This window comes from Flavobacterium sp. AK-301, from assembly GCF_058310215.1.
Map to the genome: position 1 here is coordinate 381,753 of NZ_JBZEES010000002.1, position 22,957 is coordinate 404,709.

Genomic DNA, 22,957 nt, shown 5'->3' on the forward strand with positions numbered 1-22,957 from the left:
GATTTCCTATTATTAAATTCATAAGATTTTGTTATTTTTGTTTTATTATTTAACAAAATAAAAAATATGAAAAAAGTAATTTTATCTGCATTAATGTTGATTGGATTAACATTAAGTGCTCAGGCTCAAGAAATTTCTAAGAACGCATTAGGTTTGAGACTTGGAGATAATGACGGTTTTGGCACCGAAGTGTCTTACCAAAGAGGACTGTCTAAAAACAACAGACTTGAAGTTGATCTGGGATGGACAAGTAAAAGCGACTATGACAGATTCAAATTAGTGGGTCTTTACCAGTGGGTATGGAACATTGATCAGGGTTTTAACTGGTACGCTGGTGCTGGTGCTGGTATTGGTCGTTGGAATTATGATTTTCATGGTTCTAAAGATGACGGTATCTTTGCTGTAGTTGCAGGTGATGTTGGTATCGAATATTTATTTGATTTCCCATTACAACTTTCAATCGACGTTAGACCGGAAATTGGAATTAATAATGATGCTGTTAACAATGATTTAAATTTTGATTTTGCATTAAGTGCTAGATACAGATTCTAATCTGTGTTATCTTTTTTATAAAGAAAGTATCCTGAAAAATTCAGGATACTTTTTTATTTTTAATAAAAAGAATTCTATTACTTAAATACAATTTCTTTTTTAGAATTTATCTTAACAATACAATAAGGACTTGTTATAGCCATTATGGTCATTTCTCCTTTCTTTGGCGCTGTTTCTTTTACTTTTATATAAATAGTATTATCATCTTCAGTAACCTCTTCTACACCTATTGAATAACCTCCTGAATTTTTTTGTCCCATAAACAAAACTACGAGATTAGATTTTAAAAAATCTAGTTTTATAACTTGTTCATTTAAAGAAACTTCTTTATTTAAAGCTTTTAGATCCTCTTTATTTTTAATAATAACATTAGATCTCTCTTCTTTCCCTCCATAAGATTCTTTTGTCACTACTTCATATAATACTTGCTTTTGCACGTCTTTAGTAATTTTTTTTGCCGTAACGATCTTTTGTTTTTCCGTAATAATCTTTTTTTGGGTAGTACAGGAAAATAATAGTACAGAAGCGACTGATGATAATAGGATTAATTTGTTTCTCATAGTTTTTTGTTTAAAGCTTTTAGGTATAATGATTCATATAGGGGTAATATATTTATAATATCAAATTCTTTAGCAACTGTTCTGGCATTTAATTTAAATTCGAATAAGACCGTGTCTTCTTTTAATATTTTAAGGGCGTTTACAGCCATATCTTCTATATCTCCCACCGGACTTAAATATCCTGAAATTCCTTCTTTATTTACTTCTGGAAGACCTCCTGAATTGCTTGAAATAACCGGCACACCACATGCCATTGCTTCTAACGCAGCTAATCCGAAACTTTCTGTTTCTGAAGGCAAAAGAAATAAATCGGAATTATTCAGAATCTTATCAATCTCATTACTATTACCAAAAAATATAACTTTATCTGTAATTCCCAGTTTAGCACATAGATTTTCTGCCGCCTCTTTCTCCGGTCCATCACCAACCATCATTAATTTAGCCGGAATTTCTTTCTGGATCTTGTTAAAGATTTCAACTACATCGGGAATTCTTTTTACCTTTCTGAAATTACTGATATGAGTGATGATCTTTTCATTACTCTTTGCCATTACAGAACGTTTACAGGGATTAGTATCCTCTACCTCATATTTATCTAAATCAATGAAATTAGGAATAACAACAATATCATTAGTAATATTAAATAATCTGTAGGTTTCTTCTTTTAGACTTTGGGAAACAGAAGTTACATAATCTGATTTATTGATGCTAAAACTTACTGCCGGTTTATAGACAGGATGATTTCCTACTAATGTAATATCTGTACCATGTAAAGTTGTGACCATTGGCAAATGAATCCCTTCATCTGCAAGCATCTGTTTTGCCATATACCCCGCATAAGCATGTGGAATAGCATAATGTACATGTAACAGCTCAATACCATATAATTTAACTGTATCGACTAATTTACTGGACAATGCCAGTTCATAAGGCTGATAATGAAATAAAGGATATTCAGGAACGTTTACTTCGTGATAATGTACGTTAGGATTTAAAAGTGCTAATCGTACAGGCTGACTATAAGTGATAAAGTGAATTTCATGACCTCTTCGAGCCAGTTCCAAACCCAGTTCTGTAGCTACAACACCACTACCTCCAAAGGTTGGATAACAAACTATTGCTATTTTCATTTTAAATATTTAATACAAACCAAGGTAATAATTTCTATCAGCAGTTAAAACTCTTTTAGATAAAATTAACTTAAAATATTACTGAACAATAGCATCTTTAATAACCTGTTGAATTTTTGATCTTATATCTTCCTTCGCTAAACGATTGTTTTCAGCTGTAGGAAAAGTTCTGTTGGAGAGAAATACGTAAACAATTTCAGTCTCAGGATCTACCCATACATAAGTCCCTGTAAATCCAGAATGACCAAAACTTTTCATAGATACACAGTCACAAGTTGGTCCACCATCACCTTTTTGAGGCTTATCAAAGCCTAAACCTCTTCTGTTTCCCGGATAATGAAGTGAATTAAATTCTTCAAATGTAGAAGATGAAAAAAACTGATGTCCTCCATAATTTCCTTCCTGCAAATACATCTGCATTATTTTAGCTATATCCATAGAATTAGAAAAAATACCGGCATGTCCTCCTACTCCACCTTCCATAGCAGCTCCCATATCGTGTACATAACCCTGAATAGTCTGATATCTAAAATAATTATCTTTCTCTGTTGGAGGAATAACACTCATATCAAACTTTTGCAACGGATTATACATCGTATTGTTTGCCCCAAGCGGTTTATAAAAGTTCTCTTCGCTTAATACATCTAATGTTTTTCCGGACTCTTTTTCCAGATAAGCTTTTAAAATTATAAAAGGGAAATCACTGTATTTATAAGATTTAGACGATAATTTACTATCAGCTATGATTTTTATGATTTTTTCAGGATAATCTTTCTGAATATATAAACCTTCTGCTACCTGATATGGAAATTCTTCTGAATATACTTTTCTGTAAAATAGTTTACTCGGTTTTTTATCCGCATCTAATGTTGCCTGATAAAAAGGAATCCATGCCTGAAATCCGGCATTATGGGAAAGCATTTCTTTTAGTGTAATATTCTTTTTATTTGTAGTACTGAAAACAGGTAACATCGTTCCTAATTTTGTATTAATAGACAGTTTATTCTCATCTACTAACTGCATTATATTAGGTAAAGTTGAAACAATTTTAGTTAAAGAGGCTACATCATAAAGATCTGTATTTTTAACAGGGAAATCTTTATCATAGGTATGATATCCAAATGATTTCTGATAAATAACTTTTCCTTTACGTGCAATCAGAATCTGCATTCCCGGAGTGATCTGATTTTCAATCGTATTTTCTGCAATAGAATCAATTTTTGATAAAACAGCAGGATTCATTCCTACATTTTCTGCCGGAGTAAATCCTAATCGGTTTAATTTCTTCGTTTTTAACCCGCTATCTACCTTAAAATCATTGATTGTCACAGGAAGTTTTCCTTTTGCCTCTATAACTCCAAAAATCAATTGTGCAGAAACATTCTGAGAAATATCACTATTCTGATAAGATACAATCAATCCCTTTATATCTTGATGAGCCGTTATAGGTAAAAGAGAATATGGTTTAGCAAAAACATCTAAAATAACTTTATTGTTTTTTGCTATCGCATATAATTTAGTAATCTCTTCCGATTTAAAATCATGATTTTTCCACGCATTAGCATCTGATTTGTGATAACCAACAATAACAGTCGTAAAATCTTTTAATTTTAATAATAAAGTGTCTAAATTATTTTCTGAAACTTCTGTTATTTCAGTATAATCTCTTAGAGTTCTAAGAAAACTTTCATTAACATCATCTCCTAATTTAACATAGGCTATCTTTTCTTTATCAAGCTCTTTTATAGGTAAAACATTGTCTTTATTTTTTAAAACTGTGACAGCATTCTCAAATAATGCATACTGTAAAGCATCATTTTCAGATTTATTCAGATCTTTTGATAAATTTTTTAAATCAATAGGTTTGTAATTATTTAAACCCGCTCTAAACTTATACTTCAATATTTTCTTTACTGAAAATTCAAGTCTGCTTTCTGTTATAGTACCGGTGTTATAAGCCTCTTTAAACTTTTCAACCGTTATCGGAACATTTTCTACAAATAGCAAAATATCGTTTCCTGCTAAAAAAGCCTGCAAATCAACTTCTCCTGGTTTTTTATATTTACTTACTGCTTTCATATTTAAAGCATCTGTAAAAATAAGTCCTTTGAAATTAAGTTCTTCTTTCAATAGTTTTGTTATGACTTCGTAGGATAATGAAGAAGGTAGTCCGGGAGTACTTTCTAAACTTGGTACATCAAGATGAGCAACCATTACACTGGTTAGCCCCTCTTTAAATAATTTTCTATAAGGATATAACTCTACATTTTCTATTCTACCTTTTGAAAGCTTGATATAGGGTAAAGAATGGTGAGAATCTGTTTCTGTGTTTCCATGTCCTGGAAAATGTTTTCCTGTGGCATATACTCCTTCTCCCTGAATTCCTTTCATTAAAGCAATTGCTCTTTCTGTAACATTCACTTTATCTTCTCCAAAAGAACGATTTCCAATAATCGGATTCTTAGGATTCGTATTAATATCCAAAACAGGTGCAAAATCAAAATGGACTCCCATTCTTTTACTTTCCTGTCCCATATAACTACCTAATTTTTCAATAAGCTTCATATCCTGAATAGCTCCTAGGGTCATATTCCAAGGATAGCGGTAAGTAGAATCTAATCGCATACTCAGCCCCCATTCTGCGTCAATACCGATAAATAAGGGTAGTTTTGACTCAGCCTGAAATCTATTTGTCATATTTGCCTGTCTGTAAGGACCTCCCTGAAAGAAAATAACTCCTCCAATTTTATAATCCTGTATCAGTCTGTCAATGGATTTTATATGAGCAGAATCTTTATTGGAATAAGCAGCAACCATAAACAACTGTCCTACTCTTTCTTCAAAAGACATTTGATTGTATACACTATCAACCCATACTTTCTCTCTGGATGAGATATCTGTAGGATTTTTCATTTTTTTGTTAGAAACAAAAGCAAACTGGCTAAAAACTAGTAGTATAACAACTAAATATCTCATATGATAAAATTAAAAAAAGCGACTATGCCAGCTATCAATAGCAGGAACTTCCCATGATTCACGCCATTCAGCGATATTATTGACTAAATTATTAAAAACAATAGTATTACCGGAAACGGCTTTTTCTTTTGCCATCTTTTTAAACTCAATTAGGGGTTTATGTGCAACATGTTCTCCTAATTTGAAAGTAACATTCATCTTATCTAGCAGATCAACATCATATTTCTGTTCTAAAGACTGAATAAACTGAACCGATGCATCAATAGAACACCCGCTCGCCTGGTGTTGTTCCTGATTAACGGCAATTATAATAAATCTATTGTATTCTAACTGAAAAGAAGCTTCTAATCCGGCTCCGTGAGCAGCCCATTCTTCTAAAAATGCCTGTAATGAATCTGATATTTCAGCGATCTCTTCATCAGAAAACTTTCTGTTCGATTGGTAAATCCATACTTTAGACTCTTCCGGAAGAGTATCAAAAGGTACATACATAATTTTATTTTTTTTCTAAAAGCGTTATAACTTTATATTTTCTGAAATCTTTTATTTTTGAATCATACAATTCCATTTCTACATAATTATATAGAACGGTATCTCCTTTTTTTAACTTATTCTGAATTATTAAATCAGAACCGGGAAATCTATCAAATATAAGCAAATCCTGAGTTACTCCTGAACTGTCTGTAATAATGAATTGCTCTTTTGTTATTTTAATAATTTCTCCCTCCAGAATTGTTTTATTTATTTTTACTAGTTCATAAAACGCATTAGGACAATATTTTGCCATTTCACTAATGACGTCTTTGTAAACTAAATTAATTATTTCAACTCTATCAGTTACTTGATAGATATATTTAATCACTATATAATTATTACTTAAGGAAGAAGTAATACAAGAAACCAGTTCTTTTTTTAAAATTTCAAAATTACTTGTCTGACTTTCTTTTTTACCTATACACTCACAACCCTCAACAGCAATTTTATTTATTAATCCCTCTTTTGTTTTTATTAACTGAGCACTTGATATATTGACTCCTAAAACTACTAAGAGGTAAATTAATTTAATCTTCATTTTATAAATCTTTCATATTTGTAACTTTCTATTTTTTATCTAAAAACGTTATGACTTTATATTTTTTAAAATCTTTTATTTTAGAATCATATACTTCCATTTCAGTATAATTATATAAAACAGTATCTCCTTTTTTAAGCTTATTCTGAATTATTAAATCAGAACCGGGAAATTTCTTCAAAATCATTAAACCCTGAGTTACTCCTGAATTATCTTTAATGACAAACTCTTCATCAGTAATTTTAATAATTTTACCTTCTGAACTATTCTTTTTTATTTCTTCTTCTAATTTCAGTTTTTTTGCCAGGTCTGAAAATATTCCGGAACAATTTTTCTTTACTACAGGTAATATATCTTTAAAATTAGATATTATAAATGTATGATCAACAGGTACTTCATAAGTATTTTTAATTATTTCTGAATTTTTTTCTACCGAAGATATTATACAAGGAATCAATACCTTTTGCTGAAAGTCAGTAATATCACTAACTTCTTGTCTATTCATACACTCACAACTTTCAACAGCAATTTTATTAAGTACTTCTTCTTTTGTCTTTATCTGCGCATTTGATACCGTTATTCCTAAAACCGATACTATGCAAACCCATTTTAATTTCATATTATAAATCTTTAGCATTTGCAATCAGTTCTGCTATGTCCATTACTTTCACAGAACTTTCTTTTTCTTTATGTTTAACACCATCTGTTATCATAGTATTACAGAAAGGACAGCCTGTTGCTATAATTTCAGTATTCGTTTCCAGAGCTTCTTCCGTTCTTTCTATATTAACGTCTTTATCTCCTTTTTCTGACTCTTTAAACATCTGTGCTCCTCCTGCTCCACAACAAAGTCCGGTGGTACGACATTTTTTCATTTCAACCAGTTCTACATCTAACTTCTGTATTAGCTCACGTGGCGCCTCATATACTCCATTAGCTCTGCCTAAATAACACGGGTCATGAAAAGTGATCTTTTTACCTTTAAACTGTCCGCCTTCTATTGTTAAACGACCTTCATCTAATAACGATTTTAAAAGCTGTGTATGATGTACTACTTCATACTTTCCGCCTAAAGAAGGATACTCATTTTTTAATGTATTAAAACAATGAGGACAGGCTGTAACAATCTTTTTTACCTCATAAGCATTCAGTACTTCAATATTAGTCATTGCCTGCATCTGAAATAAAAATTCATTCCCTGCTCTTTTAGCCGGATCTCCTGTACAACTTTCTTCTGTTCCAAGAACGGCAAAAGACACTTTTGATTCATTAAGAATTCTTACAAATGCTTTTGTTATTTTTTTGGCTCTATCATCAAAACTTCCTGCACAACCTACCCAAAATAAAACCTCTGGTTGTTGTCCTTGAGCCATCATTTCGGCCATTGTTGGTACTATCAAATTTTCTGACATGATTTATTTATTTTTTATTCGTGAGCTCCGTCGTCAAAAACCTGAATACTCACTTCTTTTTCTACTAAATCAGTGAATTTTCCTCTATAACGTGTTGCTTTTACTAAATGATTGTCTATCCAATGATAATTTCCCCCACGTGGTTTCCCCATTAACATTCCGTGATATTTAAAACCATGACGATTTAACCATTCTTCAGTAACCGCTCTGTGTGCTTCTGTTCTGGAAGTAAAAAAGAAAATAATATGGCCTTCATCATACCATTTATTCAATGTTGCCAGTGCATCCGGATAAACTTCAGCCGTAGCCATCCTTTCCGGTTCCTCATTAGGGATATCATCACAAATAGTACCGTCAATATCTATTAAATAATTTTTCACCCCTTCTGGAAGGATTGGACTTATCAATGCTCCGTTTTCTGTTTTTGGGAGTAACTTCTCTTCAATATGCTTATTTTCCATGTTTTTTAATCTTAATTTTCGTCTTTCCAGTTTAGTCTGTCCATTTGGTTATATTGCCATGGAGCACCATTATTTTCAATATTGGTCATCATGTTATTCAATTCGATTGGAGCAGCGCTCTGTTCCATTACTAAATATCTTCTCATATCCATAATAATGGATAAGGGACTAATATTTACTGGACATTCTTCAACACACGAATTACAGGATGTACATGCCCATATTTCTTCTGTTGTAATATAATCGTTTAATAATGTTTTTCCGTCTTCGACAAAAACACCTTTATTAGCATCTATATTTCTCCCTATTTCTTCCATTCTGTCGCGAGTGTCCATCATAATCTTTCTAGGAGATAATTTCTTTCCGGTTAGATTTGCAGGACATGCAGAAGTACACCTTCCACACTCTGTACAGGTATAAGCATTAAGAATCTGCACCCAGTTCAGATCTGTTGCATCACTAGCTCCAAATTTAGCCGGAGCTACATTTTCATCAGTAGGAGCTGTTGCAAAAGGATTTGCATTCGGGTCCATCATCATTTTTACTTCATTAGTAACAGACTCAAGATTATCAAACTGTCCCTGAGGATTTAAATTTGCAAAATAAGTATTCGGAAATGCTAATAGGATATGAAGATGTTTTGAAAAATATAAATAATTCATAAAAAACAGAATCCCTGTAATATGTAGCCACCAGCTTACTCTTTCAATAAGAATAACTGTGTATTCGTTCATTCCGTTAAATATAGGTGCAATAAACTGACTTACAGGAAAAGCACCTGCTTGTATATAATGAGAAGATTCAGACGGTAAATTCTGTAAATAATAATCAGATGCATTTAATACTAAAAACAGAATCATCAATACAGCTTCTATATACAAAATAGTATTTGCGTCTTTTCTGGGCCAGCCTTTCATCTCTGGTCTAAAGAACCTTTTCAGTTTTATTATATTTCTCCTGATCCAGAAAATAATAACGGATACCAGAACCAAAAAGGCTAATACTTCAAATGAACCAATCAAAAAATTATAAAAACCTCCCATAAAGGCAAATACTCTGTGAGTACCAAAGAGTCCGTCTATTATTATTTCTAATAGTTCAATATTTATAATTATGAAACCTACATAAACAATTACGTGAAGAATCCCCGCAACGGGACGTCTTACCATTTTTGACTGTCCCAGAGCAATCATGGCCATATTTTTCCAGCGTTCTTTTGGCTGGTCATAACGGTCTACATCAACTCCTAATTTTATATTTCTAATCAGTTTTTTTACATTAGTAATAAAATATCCAAGACCTAAAATTAGAAGTAGGGCAAATAAAATGTTCTCTAAGTTCATAATTATTATAATTACTGAAAGCTACTTTACAGTATCTTTCTCTGTTTCTACATAGGGTGTTCCTTTTTTTCCAAAAAGTGAAAAATGTACATATCGTTTCGGATTATTTTTCATATCCGCTAATAATAATTTTAACTCTTTTGAAGCGCCTTCCAGATTATTGTACATACCGTCATCTTTAAGCAATTTACCCATCGATCCTTTACCCTGTTGAAGGTCATTCATTATTTTATCAACATTTACCAATGTCTTTTCCATATCTTTCACTGCCTTACCTAAATTAGCTTTGGCAAGAGAATCTGACAATTTTGAAAAATTAGCAGATGCAATATTCAGATTAGACATCGTTCCGTCAATTTTGGAATGATTATCAGCAATAAGAGTATTAATTCCTTTTGAAGCCTGACTAAACTCTTTCATTGTAACACTCAAATCGGTGATGCTTCTTTTTAAATCTGCTTTTGCCTGTTCATCCAGAATTGCATTGAAGTTTTTAAGTAAACTGTCTGCTGATACTACAGCACTTTCTACTTTTATCTGAAGCGGATTTAATTTATCTACCATACCAGATATCATACCAGGCTTAACATCGCTTATTAAGCGGTCTCCGGATTCCGCTAAGGTCTGATCCATATAATTAGGTAATATAGCAATTTGTTTTCCACCCAGTAAGCCGGGTTCGTAAATTGATGCTGAACTTGTTTTAGAAATTGGAAAATCAGTACGTACCTGCATCTCAACTAATAACTTACCTTCTTTATCTAAAAAACTAATTTTTGTTACTTTACCAATACTTAAACCGTTAATTGTTACTGGTGCTGAAGGTCTTAATCCTTCTACATCATCATATACTGCATAAAACATTTTATAATTACTAAAAAGGTCTTTTCCTTTTAAAAAGCTGTATCCCCAAATAAATAATAAAATAGATGAAATGACTAATATTGCTGTTTTGACTTCTCTTGAAATTTTCAATGTATTTGATTTTTTAAACAAATTTAAAAATAAATAATTAATTACCCTTTTTTATTTTAAAGCTTCTTGTACTGTAACTTTTTTTCCATTTTTAAAAGCCACGATAAAAGCAGAATTAAAACCTTTTGCTTTAGCTGTTTTTAATTCTTCTTTTGCTGTAGTATAGCTGTCTGTTTCGCCATACATATATTTATAGATACCATTTTCATAAATAGAAGAAATAGTATTTAATCCTTTAAAATTAGATGGATTGGTATCTAGCTTTGTTCTTCCTGCGGCTATCTGTACTTTAAAAACAACTCCTTTCGTGTTCGTTTTACTTTCTTCTACGGCTTTTTCAACAACCAGTGTTTCTTTTGGAGTAACTGCAACTACCGGAGTTTCTTTTACTGGAGTTTCTTTTACCGGAGTTTCTGTTTTTGAAGGTTTTTCATATATTGTAGTAGTACTACCACTAAAATATTCTGCTTTATAAGCAATAATAGCATCTGCAATAGACTGTGCCAGTTCATTTTGCCCTCTTTCAGAATTTAAATATGCGCCTTCTGTTTTATTAGAGACGAATCCTAACTCTATCAGAACACTTGGCATAGCTGACTGATTCAAAACTAAAATAGGTCCTTGCTTTACTCCTCTATTCTTACGTTTTAATTCTGATGTAAACATATCCTGTACCTTACTGGCAAGAGTAATACTCTGGTCGATATATTCTTCCTGAAGAAGTTTGATACCAATCATTGATTCCGGTGCGTTAGGATCAAAACCATTATATTTTAGTTTATAATCTGCTTCAAGTGTAATTACCTCATTCTCTCTTTTTGCTACTTCAAGGTTAGAAGCATTTTTAGTAAGACCCATTACATAGGTTTCTGTTCCGTAAGGAGAACCGTTTTTTACACCATTACAATGAATAGACACAAAAAAATTGGCTTTTGCTTTATTCGCTATATTTGCCCTTTCCATCAGCTCTATGAAAACATCTGTTTTACGAGTATATAAAACATCAATATTAGGTGTGTTTTCTAAAATCTTTCCTACTTTAAGAGCTACCGCCAGAACGATCTTCTTTTCAACATAACTATTGTGTACTGTTCCGAAATCTTTACCTCCATGACCTGCATCAAGTACTACTTTAAACTTTGAATTGGACTGAGCAAAAGATGCGAAACAAATTGTACTAAATGCAATGGTAAGTGATACTTTGACTTTGTTTTTTAGAGACATAATTTTATTACTGTTTTTATATTGAAAACTAAACTAAGTTATAATTCTAATAAATGCTTATTTTTGAAAAAAAATATATGTAAGTTTGGCTCTTCAAAAAGTGAGCCATATTTTTACAAAAATAGCATTAAAACCATTGCGTACAAACTTATTTTATATCGTTTTATTAGTATTTTTTCTGAACTCAGGAAATAATCTGGTATATTCTCAGGAAACGAGATCTAAATCTAAAGCTATACCTTCTGAAAAACAGAAAGATAGCATTAGAATCAGTACTATTGATGCTGAAAAAAAATCAGACACTATTAAAAAGGACACTATTCGTCAAAAAAAACCTTTACTTAACGATAAAATCAAATATAAAGCTAAAGATTATGTTAAAAATAATCAGACCAAAAAGGAAATTACTTTATATAATGAAGCCGAATTATACTATCAGGATATCGAATTGAAAGCCGGAATCATAGTAATGGACTATGAAAAAAATGAAGTTTATGCTGGCAGAATAAAAGATTCTTTAGGAAATTATACGCAATACCCTAATTTTAAACAAGGAGCAAATGCTGTTGAACCGGATTCTATCCGATTTAATACAAAAACAAAAAAAGCACTGGTCTGGAATTCAAGAAGCGATCAGGGAGAATTTAAAATAAAAGGTGCTATTACTAAAAAAGAAAATGACTCCGTTTATTTTATGAAAGATGCTATATTCACAACTTCTAAGGATGTAGACAATCCGGAATATTATTTTCATTCCAGAAAGATCAAATTAGTTCCCGGTAAAAAAGTCGTTACAGGACTAACCAATATGGTTATTGCTGATGTTCCTACTCCTATCGGATTACCCTTTGCCTTTTTCCCTATGACAGAAGAAAGCGCCAGTGGGGTTATCATGCCTACTTTTGGGGATACGAATCAAAAAGGTTATTTTTTACAGAACGGAGGATATTATTTTGCTTTAAGTGATAGTTATGATTTGGCTGTTCTGGGAGATTATTACACAAACGGAAGTTATGGTATGCGATTTGAATCTAGCTATGCTGCCCGTTACAAATATAGAGGAAATATCAACGTTCGTTTTGAAAATCAAATCCTTAGTGAAAAAGGATTTCCTGATTATTCGAGAACAAACAACTATAATATTCAGTGGTCACATTCTCAGGATGCAAAATCTAATCCAAGTTCGAGATTCTCTGCTTCTGTAAACTTAGGTAGTAGTAAATATTATAAACAGTCTCTGAACCAAATCAATGTTGGTTCCAGTTTAAATAACCAACTGAGCTCTTCTGTCTCCTACTCTAAAACATTTAACAGTGTTCCTCAGGTAAATATGTCCATAACGGCAACACATTCACAAAATACAAATACAGAGGTTATCAGCATGACCTTACCTACTTTTCAGGCAAGTGTTGACAGAATTTATCCTTTTGCTCCAAAAGACGGTACAAAAAAAGGGCTTATTAAAAATATTAATTTCCAGTATAATATCAACGCTCAAAATCAGATCTTTACAACGGATTCTTTATTTTTTAAACCTCAAATGTTCAGAGATGCTAAAGTGGGATTCAAACAAAGTATTCCTGTAAATACAAACTTTAAAATATTTAAACATTTTAGTGTGTCTGCCGGAGCAAACTATGATGAAGTCTGGTATATGAAAACAGTTGAGAAAAAGTTTGATCTGACCACTAATCAGGTAGAAACAAAGGATGTTAATGGATTTGATGCTTTCAGAACGTATAACTTTTCTTCCAGTATAGGAACTACGATTTACGGTACTTTTAATTTTGGGAAAGACAAAAAGATACAGGCAATACGACACGTAATGCGCCCTTCTGTTTCGTATAGTTACACACCAAGCTTTGATCAGTACTATGATACCTATGCTCTTGATGCAAGCGGAAAAACAATGCAGGATTATTCAAGATTCGAAGGTGGAATATATGGCGCTCCGGGAAGAAGCTATTCAAATAGTGTTGGATTCTCTCTAAGCAATACTTTTGAAGCTAAAGTAACAGATAAGGACAGTACTAAAATAGAACCTAAAAAAGTAATGCTTTTAAATAATCTGAATCTGTCTACCAGTTATAATATGGCTGCCGACTCCTTACCCTGGTCTCCTCTTCGCGTAAGTGGTGGAACAACATTATTCAAGGATAAAATGAATATTAACTTTGCAGCCACTTTAGACCCTTATGCTATTGATAATTCGGGAAGAAGAATTGACAAATACAATATTGATAACGGGGGAAGTCTGTTCAGAATGACAAGTGCCAATGTTACTATGAACTATTCTTTATCCAGTAAAGACAATAAATCAGCAGATAAAAAAGTAAACGATCAAGGAGCGCGAAACGGTGGTCGTGAGGATGATCTATTTGGTACTAATACTGATTTCAGCGACAGAAGAAAAAGTCAATTTGATGATACTAATGATGATGGAGAAGATGCCTTTTCAGGCTTTTTTAACGCACAATTACCTTGGGATCTACGTTTTGCTTATTCACTGACCTATGGGAATAATAACCGCCAAAATGAGATTATAGGAAATTCCATAATGGTGTCCGGTAATATTGATCTGACTCCTAAATGGAAAGTTGGTGTTTCTACCGGTTACGATTTTGTACAAAAAGGGGTTACTTTTACTCAATTGCGCTTTGAAAGAGACCTTTTAAGCTGGAGGATGGACTTTAACTGGGTTCCTTATGGTGATAATACCTACTGGGGCTTTTTCATAGGAATTAAATCTTCTATGCTTAGCGATATTAAATGGGAAAAACGTAAAGTTCCGGATCAGATTATACGATAATATTTTAGAGGAGTTTTTGGTTGTTAGTTGCTAGTTTTTGACTATTTTGCGCACAACTACTTACTATAAAACTCAACCCAATCCAAAAACTAATCTGTATTTTACTCATCTTTTTTTCTTTGTTCTTGACTCTTTCTTCTTTACTCTAAAAGAATTATTCCATCATTTGTAAAGCCTCAATTCCTTTTCCTTTTGGGAGATACAAATAAATATCCGTGAAATATCTTGATTTATAACCTTCTTCATCAATAAATCGAAACCAAAAAGCTGATTTTTGTCGCATTCGAGGTTCCAAACTAGTTTGTTTTAAACAAACAATACGACCATCTCCAAAAAAGGTCATTTTATAATTTTTCAACGGTTGAAAATCTTTAACATTTACATTAAGATTTAACATATATTCTCCCCATAATTCTTTATTATATTGATGATTATGATATTCAGCGATACTATTTCGTAATTCATGTTTAAAATTTAATTGTGCCAGTTTGTTTTTGTTTTTGTTTTGATATACTTCTTGGTACATTTTATAATAGTTCAGTACTTTGTTTTCCAGTAGTTTTTGATCGATTTTAGTTAAATCCTGACCGTCACTCCATCCCTTGTTTTCATACGGTACCTGAGCTTCAAATTCAAAAGTAGCTTCATAATAGGGTAATCCTGCACCTATAAAACTTTCTCCATCTGCTTTTACTGTACTTTTATGAGTTACAACCAGTTGTTCATCCGTAAAGCTTTTACGGCTGTTATGATCAATATTAATAACCCGAATATTAATTCCTGTCGATTTTAATAATTCTTTAATTTCTTCTCCTATATCATAATTTTCTTTCATTAAGTTTCCAATAGGATATAAACGATAGGTTACTTTTTGCATACCGCTTTTAAGGATCAGGTGATTAATTTCTACAGGAGAGCCCAGTCTTGATAGTTCATAATGTTTATACACCGGCATATCATTAACCAGTATTTCATAGATACAATTGTGCTGATCGATTCGTAAATAATAAAAAGGAGCCGGTACGGGTTGTGGTGGCGTTTGTAAAACCAGTTGACTAACAAAATTATCGGCGTTGATTTCTGTTTTGGTTGTTAGTTGCTGGTTGTTAGTTGCTAGTTTTTGACTATTTTGCGCACAACCGCTTACTATAAAACTCAACCCAACCCAAAAACTGATCTGTATTTTACTCATCTTTTTTTCTTTGTTCTTGACTCTTTCTTCTTTACTCTAAAAGAATTATTCCATCATTTGTAAAGCCTCAATTCCCTTTTCTTTTGGTAAATACAAATAAATATCAGAGAAAAAACCAGCTTCATCTCCATCTTCATCAATAAACTCAAACCCAAAAGCCGATTTTCCTTTTAACCAGGAATCAGTACTGGTTTGTTTTAAACAAACAATACGACTGTCTCCAAAAAAAGTCATTTTATAATTTTCAAGAGGTAAAAAAACTTTATTATATCTATTTAAAGGTCTTAAATAATCTTCCCATAATTCTTTTAAATATTGATGATTATGATATTCAGCAACACTATTTCGTAATTCATATTTAAAATTGATTTGTGCCAGTTTGTTTTTGTTTTTGTTTTGATAGATCTCCCGATACATTTTATAATAGTTCAGCACTTTAGCTTCCAGTAGCTTCGGATCTATTTTAGTTAAATCCTGTCCGTCACTCCATCCCTTATTTTCATAAGGTACCTGAGCTTCAAATTCAAAAGTAGCTTCATAATAGGGTAATCCTGCGCCTATAAAACTTTCTCCACCCTCTTGTACTGCACTTTTATGAGTCAAAACGGGTTGTTCGTCCGCAAAGCTTTTACGGCTGTTATGATCAATATTAATAACCCGAATCGTAATATCGGTCAATTCTTCCAGCTTAGTTATCGTTCCTCCTTCTCCATAATTTTCCTGTATTAAATCACCCAACGGATATAAACGATACGTTACTTTTTGAGTACCACTTTTAAGGATTACATGATTAATTTCTATAGGAGAACCCAGTCTTGATAGTTCATAATGTTTATACACCGGCATATCATTAACCAGTATTTCATACATACAATTGTGCTGATCGATTCGTAAATAGTAAAAGGGAGCCGGTACCGGTTGTTGCGGAGTTTGTAAAGCCAATTGACTGACAAAATTATCTGCGTTGATTTCTGTTTTGGTTGTTAGTTGCTGGTTGTTAGTTGCTAGTTTTTGATTGTTTTGCGCACAACCACTTACTATAAAACTCAACCCAACCCAAAAACTTATGTATACTTTACTCATCTTTTTTTCTTTGTTCTTGATTCTTTCTTCTAAAAGAATTATTCCATCATCTGTAAAGCCTCAATTCCTTTGCCTTTTGGTAAATAAATATATATATCATAAAAATAACCTGACTCATATCCTTCTTCATCGATAAACTCAAACACAAAAGCCGATTTTCCTTTTAACCAAGGATCAGTACTAGTTTGTTTTAAACAAACAATACGACCATCACCAAAAAAAGTCATTTTATAATTTTCAAAAGGTAGGAAATCTTTAACATTTACATTAAGATCTAACAAATAATCTTGCCATAATTTTTGAAGACGTTGGTGATTTTTATATTCGGCAATACTATAGCGTAATTCTTTTTTAAAATTGAGTTGTGCCAGTTTGTTTTTGTTTTTGTTTTGATAGACCTCCCGATACATTTTATAATAGTCCAGTACTTTGGCTTCCAGTAGCTTCGGGTCAATTTTGGTTAAATCCTGTCCATCGCTCCATCCCTTGTTTTCATACGGTACCTGAGCTTCAAATTCAAAAGTAGCTTCATAATAAGGTAATCCGGCACCGATAAAACTTTCTCCATCCTTTTGTACCGCGCTTTTATGAGTTACAACCGGTTGTTCATCTGCAAAACTTTTTCGACTATTATGATCAATATTAATTACTCTTATTGTAATATCAGTCAATTCTTCCAGTTTGGTTATCGTGCCTCCTTCTCCATAATTTTCCTGTATTAAATCACCTAGTGGATATAGACGATACGTTACTTTTTGAGTACCGCTTTTAAGGATTACATGATTAATTTCTACAGGAGACCCCAGTCTTGACAATTTATAATGTTTATATACCGGCATATCATTAACCAGTATTTCATAGATACAATTGTGCTGATCGATTCGTAAATAGTAAAATGGAGCCGGTACGGGTTGCTGTGGCGTTTGTAAAGCCAATTGACTAACGAAATTATCGGCGTTGATTTCTTCTATATTCATAATTGGGTATTGAGTTGTTGGTTGTTCTTTTTTATTCTGGGCACAACTGTTTAGTGTTACTATCAGTAGTGCCAATGTTAGTATTTTAGTCATTTTTTAGTATTCTTTAGGTTGCTCAAATAAGGGTATTTCATTACCTTCTATTACAAAAGGATCCATTAGTACAAATTCAATTTCTTTATAAATTACTTTTCTTTCTCTATTTCCTTCTTTTGTATCTATTTTAATCATTACACTCCCGGTAATTCCGGTAAAAATCTGGTTATCGATATAGACTGCCTGATCTTTGTATTGTTCCGTTCCGGTGCGTTTATAGATGCGTTCAAAATATAGTGTTCCAAACATTTTTGCTTTTACTTCTGTATCTATAACTATTGCTTCGGAAGGGATGTATTTTTCTAAAAATTCAGGCGTATATTTATAAATCGGAGCCCAGTTGAATGTTACATTGAGTCCTGCTTCGATTTCTGCCATAGCGTCAATCCCTTTCTTTTTAGTAAAAGCTACCTGATTGTTATCGGTGTGATTATTGATCGTATCATTTAATGAAATACTTTTCATTAAATGATTAACTTGTACTTTTAGCTCAACTTCATAGACTCCGGCAAAGCTAATGGTCAGTTTTGCTTTAGCGCCTAATTGATTTGCAACAGTGTTTAATGCTGTCGTAATGCCATCCTCTGCCGCTTTGAGTCCTCTTTGTCCATCACCGGCATTAATCAGCTGTCCGCTATCATTAAATTTTTGGGTCAAACCTTTTAACAACGTAAGGGTTCCTACTATTCCTACCGCTTTTTTTGCCAGATCAAATGCTCCTGTAATCCCTATTTTATTGGCAATATAATCACCGAGTGTTTGTTCACAGAGATACTGTATACCAAACAAAGGAGTAGCAGAGATACGGGCTTCTTGTATTAAAGCAACCCGACCGTCCTGTTGTGTATCATAATACATCGCCAGGATTCGGCTTACTTTGGGATAAATGATCGTAAAACCATTCTCTGCTAATTGGGTTTCAGCGGCATACTTTGCTCTTGAAGCGGTTTGAACCACTCTGGCTCCTTTACCCAGTTTGGCAATTGCTCCTCTTCCTCTGGTAATATACAAAATCAGTACTTCCAGCCCAACTGCCTGAAGCAGATCATAGGCAATAAAGGTTTTAGCAATCCAACTGTATTTAGCAGAGTAATCCAGTAGTTGAGGGCAGTTGTCTTTATCAAAATTATACAAGCCGTGAAAACCATAACTGTATCGTTCTGAGAGTTCTGTCAGATAATCGATAAATAATTCTGCTATAAATTCGTTTGCAGCAGGAATAAAATTCAGAAGGGGCAGTTTTGCGATATATGGTTCTATACATTTTAATTCTTCCCGGATTCCGTTTACTAAGGGTACTTCTATATCTTTAAAGAAAAGATCTTTCAGCAGAACGGGGTTATTTACACTTTCGTCACTATTCCAGTTTACCCGGGAATGATAGACCCAGTTCAAATCGGGATAAATGGTAAAATCAATTCCTTTTTGATAACGACAGGTTTCCAGGCGCTGGTGAAAAGATCCCTTTTTTAAAAATAAAAGAAAATGATCTGCCAGAAAAGAAAGATAATTTTTAGTTCCTGCATAACTGTATATCGGTGTAAAACTATAAATATCTTTGGTTTCATTCCAGTTACTGTCCAGAAGCGTGATTTCTTCTGCTATATCTAAATATTCTGTTTTGGCAACGGTATCCAGTGTATGACGTTCCTGTTGCATCAGATGCAGATAACATTTTTCTACCGCCAGTCCGCTTACTTTTAATTTTGCCTGTCCGGCAACGGCTATATCTCCTGTAATAATACCGATTGTATCAGAATTTATATAGGGTTTTCCGGAATAATCTTCTTTTTCTTTAAAAAGTAACATAGACCGCTCCTTATGTTCAAAATGAATGGCTACAAATTTACAAGGCTCAAATCTTTGAGAATAAAACTCCTCTTTGCGAATAACAAGCGGACTTAAAGTGGTGTCAACTTTCCATTCGGGAATATAAAAATGGAAAATACTGACTTCAAGAAATGCCTGTTGCTGTTGTCCGTCAAAAAGGATAACGGTACCGCCTTGTGGTAGTTGTTGTTTTAGGATAAAAAAGAATAGGGAATCTTTGTTTCCTTTTTTATATTTTGCTTTATCCAGAAAGAAAGACTGATCGGTTCCGGTATGATATACCGGTTGGAGCGTTCGGACCTCTACCTGTTCAGAGAGCTCTTCTCCTTGTATCTGCTGGTAAATTTCCAGTATCAGATCAGTTCCGATAATTCCGGCATTATCAATGGCAATAATCACTTCCCGGTTATAATTTATCTTTTCTAAAAGGGTAGCATCTTTTTCCCATCGGGCGGTTACAGGATCGGTATAAATCGCTTCTAAGAAAAGAGTATCATAAACTTCTTCTGTGTTTCGGCAACAGGCTTGTATCTGATAGATCTGCGGATGATTCGGATTACCGGAAAAGGAAGCGGATAACAGTAGCTCTGCTTTGGAACCTCCGGTATAATCGTCATGATCTACCGGAACACCTCTGTTCATGTCTTTTATTTTCCACTGTACCTCACTTTTTAAATCTGCTGTGTGGAGATCAATACTTTTAAAATCGGTATCGGTAAAAACAGCGGTCAGCAGTTTCTTATCCGGATCATAACTTAGAAAATCTTTTCGGGCAATCTTTATAGTATAAGGCATAATCAGTCTTTTGTAATGGTTGTCAGAAAAGGTATCGCTTTGTTTTCTGTTGTTTTAAAATCAATTCCGGAATATAGTTGTTCTGTTACCCCGAAACGGGCATTTTCTATACTCTGTTCGTTGACTTCATTAACCTGTCCGTGATGGACTACTTCTATGCAATCCGGTCCACCTATGGGACAACCTGCTTTACTTTTTTCGGTAAGTGCTTTTCCGCTATTGGATAGTGTTGTCTTATTATAAAAGGCACTCCATTGTGTAATAACTGCCTGACAGGGTTTGTAATCGCCATTGCCCAAAGGTTGTTTTTTACATTTCCCAAAGGTGTTTTTTTCCAGTGTCTGTCCGGTTTCTTTTGTGGTTGCAATTAATTTATCGGCTGTTTCTATAACATTGGCATACTCTTTTGTATGGCTATTTACTTTCAGTACATCGGTTTGTGGTGCTACGCTAAAATTACATTTTACAGTGGCTCCCTGTACTACTATATGTTGCTGATTCATGGTATATTCTTTTTATTCTGTTCTTAATTATCGGATAAATAGTAAAGAACGGTATCAAAAAAACCTCTTTTTTTAGGTTGTTTTATTTCTTCCTCATCAGTAATCAGAATCGTGTTTCTTTTAACAGTGATATCAAAAACAGAAATCGTTTTTTCGTGTAATTCTCCTGCTTGGTCTTCCCAACTGAACGCTGCTATAACGCAGGAAACAGAAGAATTCTCATTTTCCAGACTATAATGAATATTTACTGTTCCTTCTGTTTTTTGTTCGGAATCCGGTTTATCAGTGAAACTACCTGAAAAAGAATAGGTTGTTTCATCTGTAGCACATCGTTCAACCTTTGTTAGCTTAACTTCTGTTCGGGTTCTGCTTCTTCCTCCAAATAAAGGAAAATACCATACAACGGGAACTTCGGAATCAAGAGTATACGTGGTATAAATGGGTCGAAACAATAAACTAATCTCCCAGGAACCATATAAACTGGTATGGAATCTTTCTTCGCTTTCCAAAAAAACATCTGTTTTTTTTAAAATCCCTTCTGCTATTTCTCCTTTATAATAGTCTGTCAGTTTTGGTCTTTGCAATTTCCATCGGGTCTGAATCTCTTTAAAATTCACAATCCCGATAATTGTTCCTACTTTACCGATTAATACTCTTACAGGATAAAACGACTGGCTAATGTCCTCTGCCAGTTCTTCTATTATCAGCTCTTTTTCAATAAAAGTTTGATTTCTTTTTATTTGATAAATAATACCCTGTGGATGTTTTGGATTTTCTAAAAAAACATCAAAGGTAAAATGCATATTTAATGGCTTTCCCTCTGTATTAGTCTGCTGAATCTTGATCCCGTACTTTTTTCTTTCTTTGCCTGAATTAAGACTTAAAGAAACTAATTTTGATAATTCCATATAGTTAAAGCTATTTTTTATAATAAAATGATACTTTTTTTTCATTTTTTTATAAAAAACGAATGTAGACTATAATCTATAAACTAACAAAGAAGAAACCTCTTTTTTTTAAATTATTTTATAGAATGTATAGAAGCAAACTATCTTATTTTTTATCAAATACATCTTAGATCCTCATTTCTAATAACTTATTAAAATTTTTGAAATAAATAATCTTTATTAATACTGAAATAAAATAGTAAAGTAATTTTAGATCGAAATCTGCTACTCAGATTCTATTATTTTTAGTATATTGATTACTTTAATTTAAATCCAATTTATGAAAAAAATTATTCTTACAGATAAGGCTCCTGCGCCTATAGGACCTTATAATCAGGCTATTTTAGTAAATGATACCTTATATACTTCCGGTCAAATCGCATTAAATCCTGCTACGGGAGAATTAGTCACAGACACTATTGAAAAAGAAACCAAACAGGTTATGGAAAATATGAAAGCGGTACTTGATGCTGCTGAAATGTCTTTTTCTGATGTTGTAAAAACAACAATATTCATTAGTGACATGAATGACTTTGCTAAAATAAACACAGCGTATGGTGCTTATTTTAATGAAAAAACCGCTCCTGCAAGAGAAACGGTTCAGGTGGCTTGTCTGCCTAAAAATGTAAATGTTGAAATATCTATGATAGCGGTAAAATAGCTTTCAGTAATAATTCTGCAGTTGCAGGGTTTGTTGCTAATGGTACGTTATGTACATCGCAAACCCGGATTAGCATATTAATATCAACTTCGTGCGCATGATTTGCCAAAGGGTCTTTAAAAAATAAAACCATTTGTGTTTTGCCTTCGGCAACTCTTGCGGCGATTTGTGCATCTCCGCCCAATGGTCCGGAAAGCATTTTCTGTACTTTAAATCCGGCATTTTCAGCTTTTAAGCCTGTTGTACCGGTAGCTATCAACTGGATATTGCTGGCTATCAGATCCTCTTTATGTTTGTTTAAAAACTGAACCATGTCAGCTTTCATTCCATCATGAGCAATTATAGCTATTTCCATATGT

21 protein-coding genes are annotated in these 22,957 nt (G+C 33.0%); 3 read left to right on the forward strand and 18 right to left on the reverse strand.

Annotated features, from left to right (window positions below; genetic code table 11):
- Positions 1 to 66: 66 nt before the first annotated feature.
- On the forward strand, positions 67 to 552 hold the full coding sequence (locus tag AC4FQX_RS05210) for a hypothetical protein (RefSeq protein ID WP_491166617.1): 486 nt from the start codon (positions 67 to 69) through the stop codon (positions 550 to 552).
- A 77-nt stretch (positions 553 to 629) separates the two neighbouring features.
- Here the strand turns inward: AC4FQX_RS05210 and AC4FQX_RS05215 are convergent, their stop codons facing one another.
- The 11 genes from AC4FQX_RS05215 to AC4FQX_RS05265 all read right to left on the reverse strand — a co-directional run bounded on the left by AC4FQX_RS05215 (position 630) and on the right by AC4FQX_RS05265 (position 11,705).
- Entirely contained in the window at positions 630 to 1,112 is a 483-nt protein-coding gene (locus AC4FQX_RS05215; protein WP_491166618.1) for a protease complex subunit PrcB family protein, read from the reverse strand.
- Positions 1,109 to 2,242, reverse strand: a complete 1,134-nt coding sequence (gene bshA / locus AC4FQX_RS05220) for an N-acetyl-alpha-D-glucosaminyl L-malate synthase BshA (protein WP_491166619.1) — start codon at positions 2,240 to 2,242, stop codon at positions 1,109 to 1,111. The genes AC4FQX_RS05215 and bshA overlap by 4 nt, the downstream gene beginning before the upstream one ends.
- Positions 2,243 to 2,320: 78 nt before the next feature.
- Positions 2,321 to 5,218 carry a serine hydrolase domain-containing protein gene (locus tag AC4FQX_RS05225; protein ID WP_491166620.1) on the reverse strand — a complete coding sequence of 966 codons (2,898 nt, stop codon included), beginning with the start codon at positions 5,216 to 5,218 and terminating at the stop codon, positions 2,321 to 2,323.
- A gap of 9 nt (positions 5,219 to 5,227) precedes the next feature.
- Entirely contained in the window at positions 5,228 to 5,710 is a 483-nt protein-coding gene (locus tag AC4FQX_RS05230; protein WP_491166621.1) for an ABC transporter ATPase, read from the reverse strand.
- Positions 5,711 to 5,714: 4 nt separating this feature from the next.
- Complete coding sequence (locus AC4FQX_RS05235) at positions 5,715 to 6,290, reverse strand: hypothetical protein (RefSeq protein ID WP_491166622.1); 576 nt, start codon at positions 6,288 to 6,290, stop codon at positions 5,715 to 5,717.
- Between the two features lie 28 nt (positions 6,291 to 6,318).
- Positions 6,319 to 6,909 carry a hypothetical protein gene (locus AC4FQX_RS05240; RefSeq protein ID WP_491166623.1) on the reverse strand — a complete coding sequence of 197 codons (591 nt, stop codon included), beginning with the start codon at positions 6,907 to 6,909 and terminating at the stop codon, positions 6,319 to 6,321.
- Position 6,910: 1 nt separating this feature from the next.
- Positions 6,911 to 7,702 carry a (Fe-S)-binding protein gene (locus AC4FQX_RS05245; RefSeq protein WP_491166624.1) on the reverse strand — a complete coding sequence of 264 codons (792 nt, stop codon included), beginning with the start codon at positions 7,700 to 7,702 and terminating at the stop codon, positions 6,911 to 6,913.
- Positions 7,703 to 7,716: 14 nt separating this feature from the next.
- Complete coding sequence (locus tag AC4FQX_RS05250) at positions 7,717 to 8,163, reverse strand: LNS2 domain-containing protein (RefSeq protein ID WP_491166625.1); 447 nt, start codon at positions 8,161 to 8,163, stop codon at positions 7,717 to 7,719.
- Between the two features lie 11 nt (positions 8,164 to 8,174).
- Complete coding sequence (locus AC4FQX_RS05255) at positions 8,175 to 9,509, reverse strand: 4Fe-4S dicluster domain-containing protein (RefSeq protein ID WP_491166752.1); 1,335 nt, start codon at positions 9,507 to 9,509, stop codon at positions 8,175 to 8,177.
- A gap of 18 nt (positions 9,510 to 9,527) precedes the next feature.
- A complete protein-coding gene (locus tag AC4FQX_RS05260; RefSeq protein WP_491166626.1) occupies positions 9,528 to 10,481 on the reverse strand; it encodes an MlaD family protein in 954 nt (317 codons plus the stop codon).
- Between the two features lie 51 nt (positions 10,482 to 10,532).
- On the reverse strand, positions 10,533 to 11,705 hold the full coding sequence (locus AC4FQX_RS05265) for an N-acetylmuramoyl-L-alanine amidase family protein (protein ID WP_491166627.1): 1,173 nt from the start codon (positions 11,703 to 11,705) through the stop codon (positions 10,533 to 10,535).
- Positions 11,706 to 11,790: 85 nt separating this feature from the next.
- Here AC4FQX_RS05265 and AC4FQX_RS05270 point away from each other — a divergent pair, with 85 nt between their 5' ends.
- Positions 11,791 to 14,514 (forward strand): putative LPS assembly protein LptD, encoded by a 2,724-nt coding sequence (locus tag AC4FQX_RS05270; RefSeq protein WP_491166628.1) that lies wholly within the window; start codon positions 11,791 to 11,793, stop codon positions 14,512 to 14,514.
- A 154-nt stretch (positions 14,515 to 14,668) separates the two neighbouring features.
- Here the strand turns inward: AC4FQX_RS05270 and AC4FQX_RS05275 are convergent, their stop codons facing one another.
- The 6 genes from AC4FQX_RS05275 to AC4FQX_RS05300 are packed head-to-tail and all read right to left on the reverse strand — an operon-like array spanning position 14,669 to position 21,898.
- Positions 14,669 to 15,706 carry a hypothetical protein gene (locus tag AC4FQX_RS05275; protein WP_491166629.1) on the reverse strand — a complete coding sequence of 346 codons (1,038 nt, stop codon included), beginning with the start codon at positions 15,704 to 15,706 and terminating at the stop codon, positions 14,669 to 14,671.
- Positions 15,707 to 15,751: 45 nt separating this feature from the next.
- On the reverse strand, positions 15,752 to 16,789 hold the full coding sequence (locus AC4FQX_RS05280) for a hypothetical protein (protein ID WP_491166630.1): 1,038 nt from the start codon (positions 16,787 to 16,789) through the stop codon (positions 15,752 to 15,754).
- 38 nt (positions 16,790 to 16,827) lie between these two features.
- Complete coding sequence (locus tag AC4FQX_RS05285) at positions 16,828 to 17,859, reverse strand: hypothetical protein (protein ID WP_491166631.1); 1,032 nt, start codon at positions 17,857 to 17,859, stop codon at positions 16,828 to 16,830.
- Between the two features lie 3 nt (positions 17,860 to 17,862).
- Entirely contained in the window at positions 17,863 to 20,487 is a 2,625-nt protein-coding gene (locus AC4FQX_RS05290) for a hypothetical protein (protein ID WP_491166632.1), read from the reverse strand.
- A gap of 2 nt (positions 20,488 to 20,489) precedes the next feature.
- Positions 20,490 to 20,990 carry a DUF4280 domain-containing protein gene (locus tag AC4FQX_RS05295; RefSeq protein ID WP_491166633.1) on the reverse strand — a complete coding sequence of 167 codons (501 nt, stop codon included), beginning with the start codon at positions 20,988 to 20,990 and terminating at the stop codon, positions 20,490 to 20,492.
- 23 nt (positions 20,991 to 21,013) lie between these two features.
- Positions 21,014 to 21,898 carry a hypothetical protein gene (locus AC4FQX_RS05300; protein WP_491166634.1) on the reverse strand — a complete coding sequence of 295 codons (885 nt, stop codon included), beginning with the start codon at positions 21,896 to 21,898 and terminating at the stop codon, positions 21,014 to 21,016.
- A 319-nt stretch (positions 21,899 to 22,217) separates the two neighbouring features.
- Between AC4FQX_RS05300 and AC4FQX_RS05305 the strand changes: the two genes are divergently transcribed.
- Complete coding sequence (locus tag AC4FQX_RS05305) at positions 22,218 to 22,598, forward strand: RidA family protein (RefSeq protein WP_491166635.1); 381 nt, start codon at positions 22,218 to 22,220, stop codon at positions 22,596 to 22,598.
- Here AC4FQX_RS05305 and AC4FQX_RS05310 read toward each other — a convergent pair.
- Positions 22,579 to 22,953 carry a methylglyoxal synthase gene (locus AC4FQX_RS05310; RefSeq protein WP_491166636.1) on the reverse strand — a complete coding sequence of 125 codons (375 nt, stop codon included), beginning with the start codon at positions 22,951 to 22,953 and terminating at the stop codon, positions 22,579 to 22,581. The two genes, AC4FQX_RS05305 and AC4FQX_RS05310, sit on opposite strands and share 20 nt — an antisense overlap.
- Between the last annotated feature and the right edge of the window lie 4 nt (positions 22,954 to 22,957).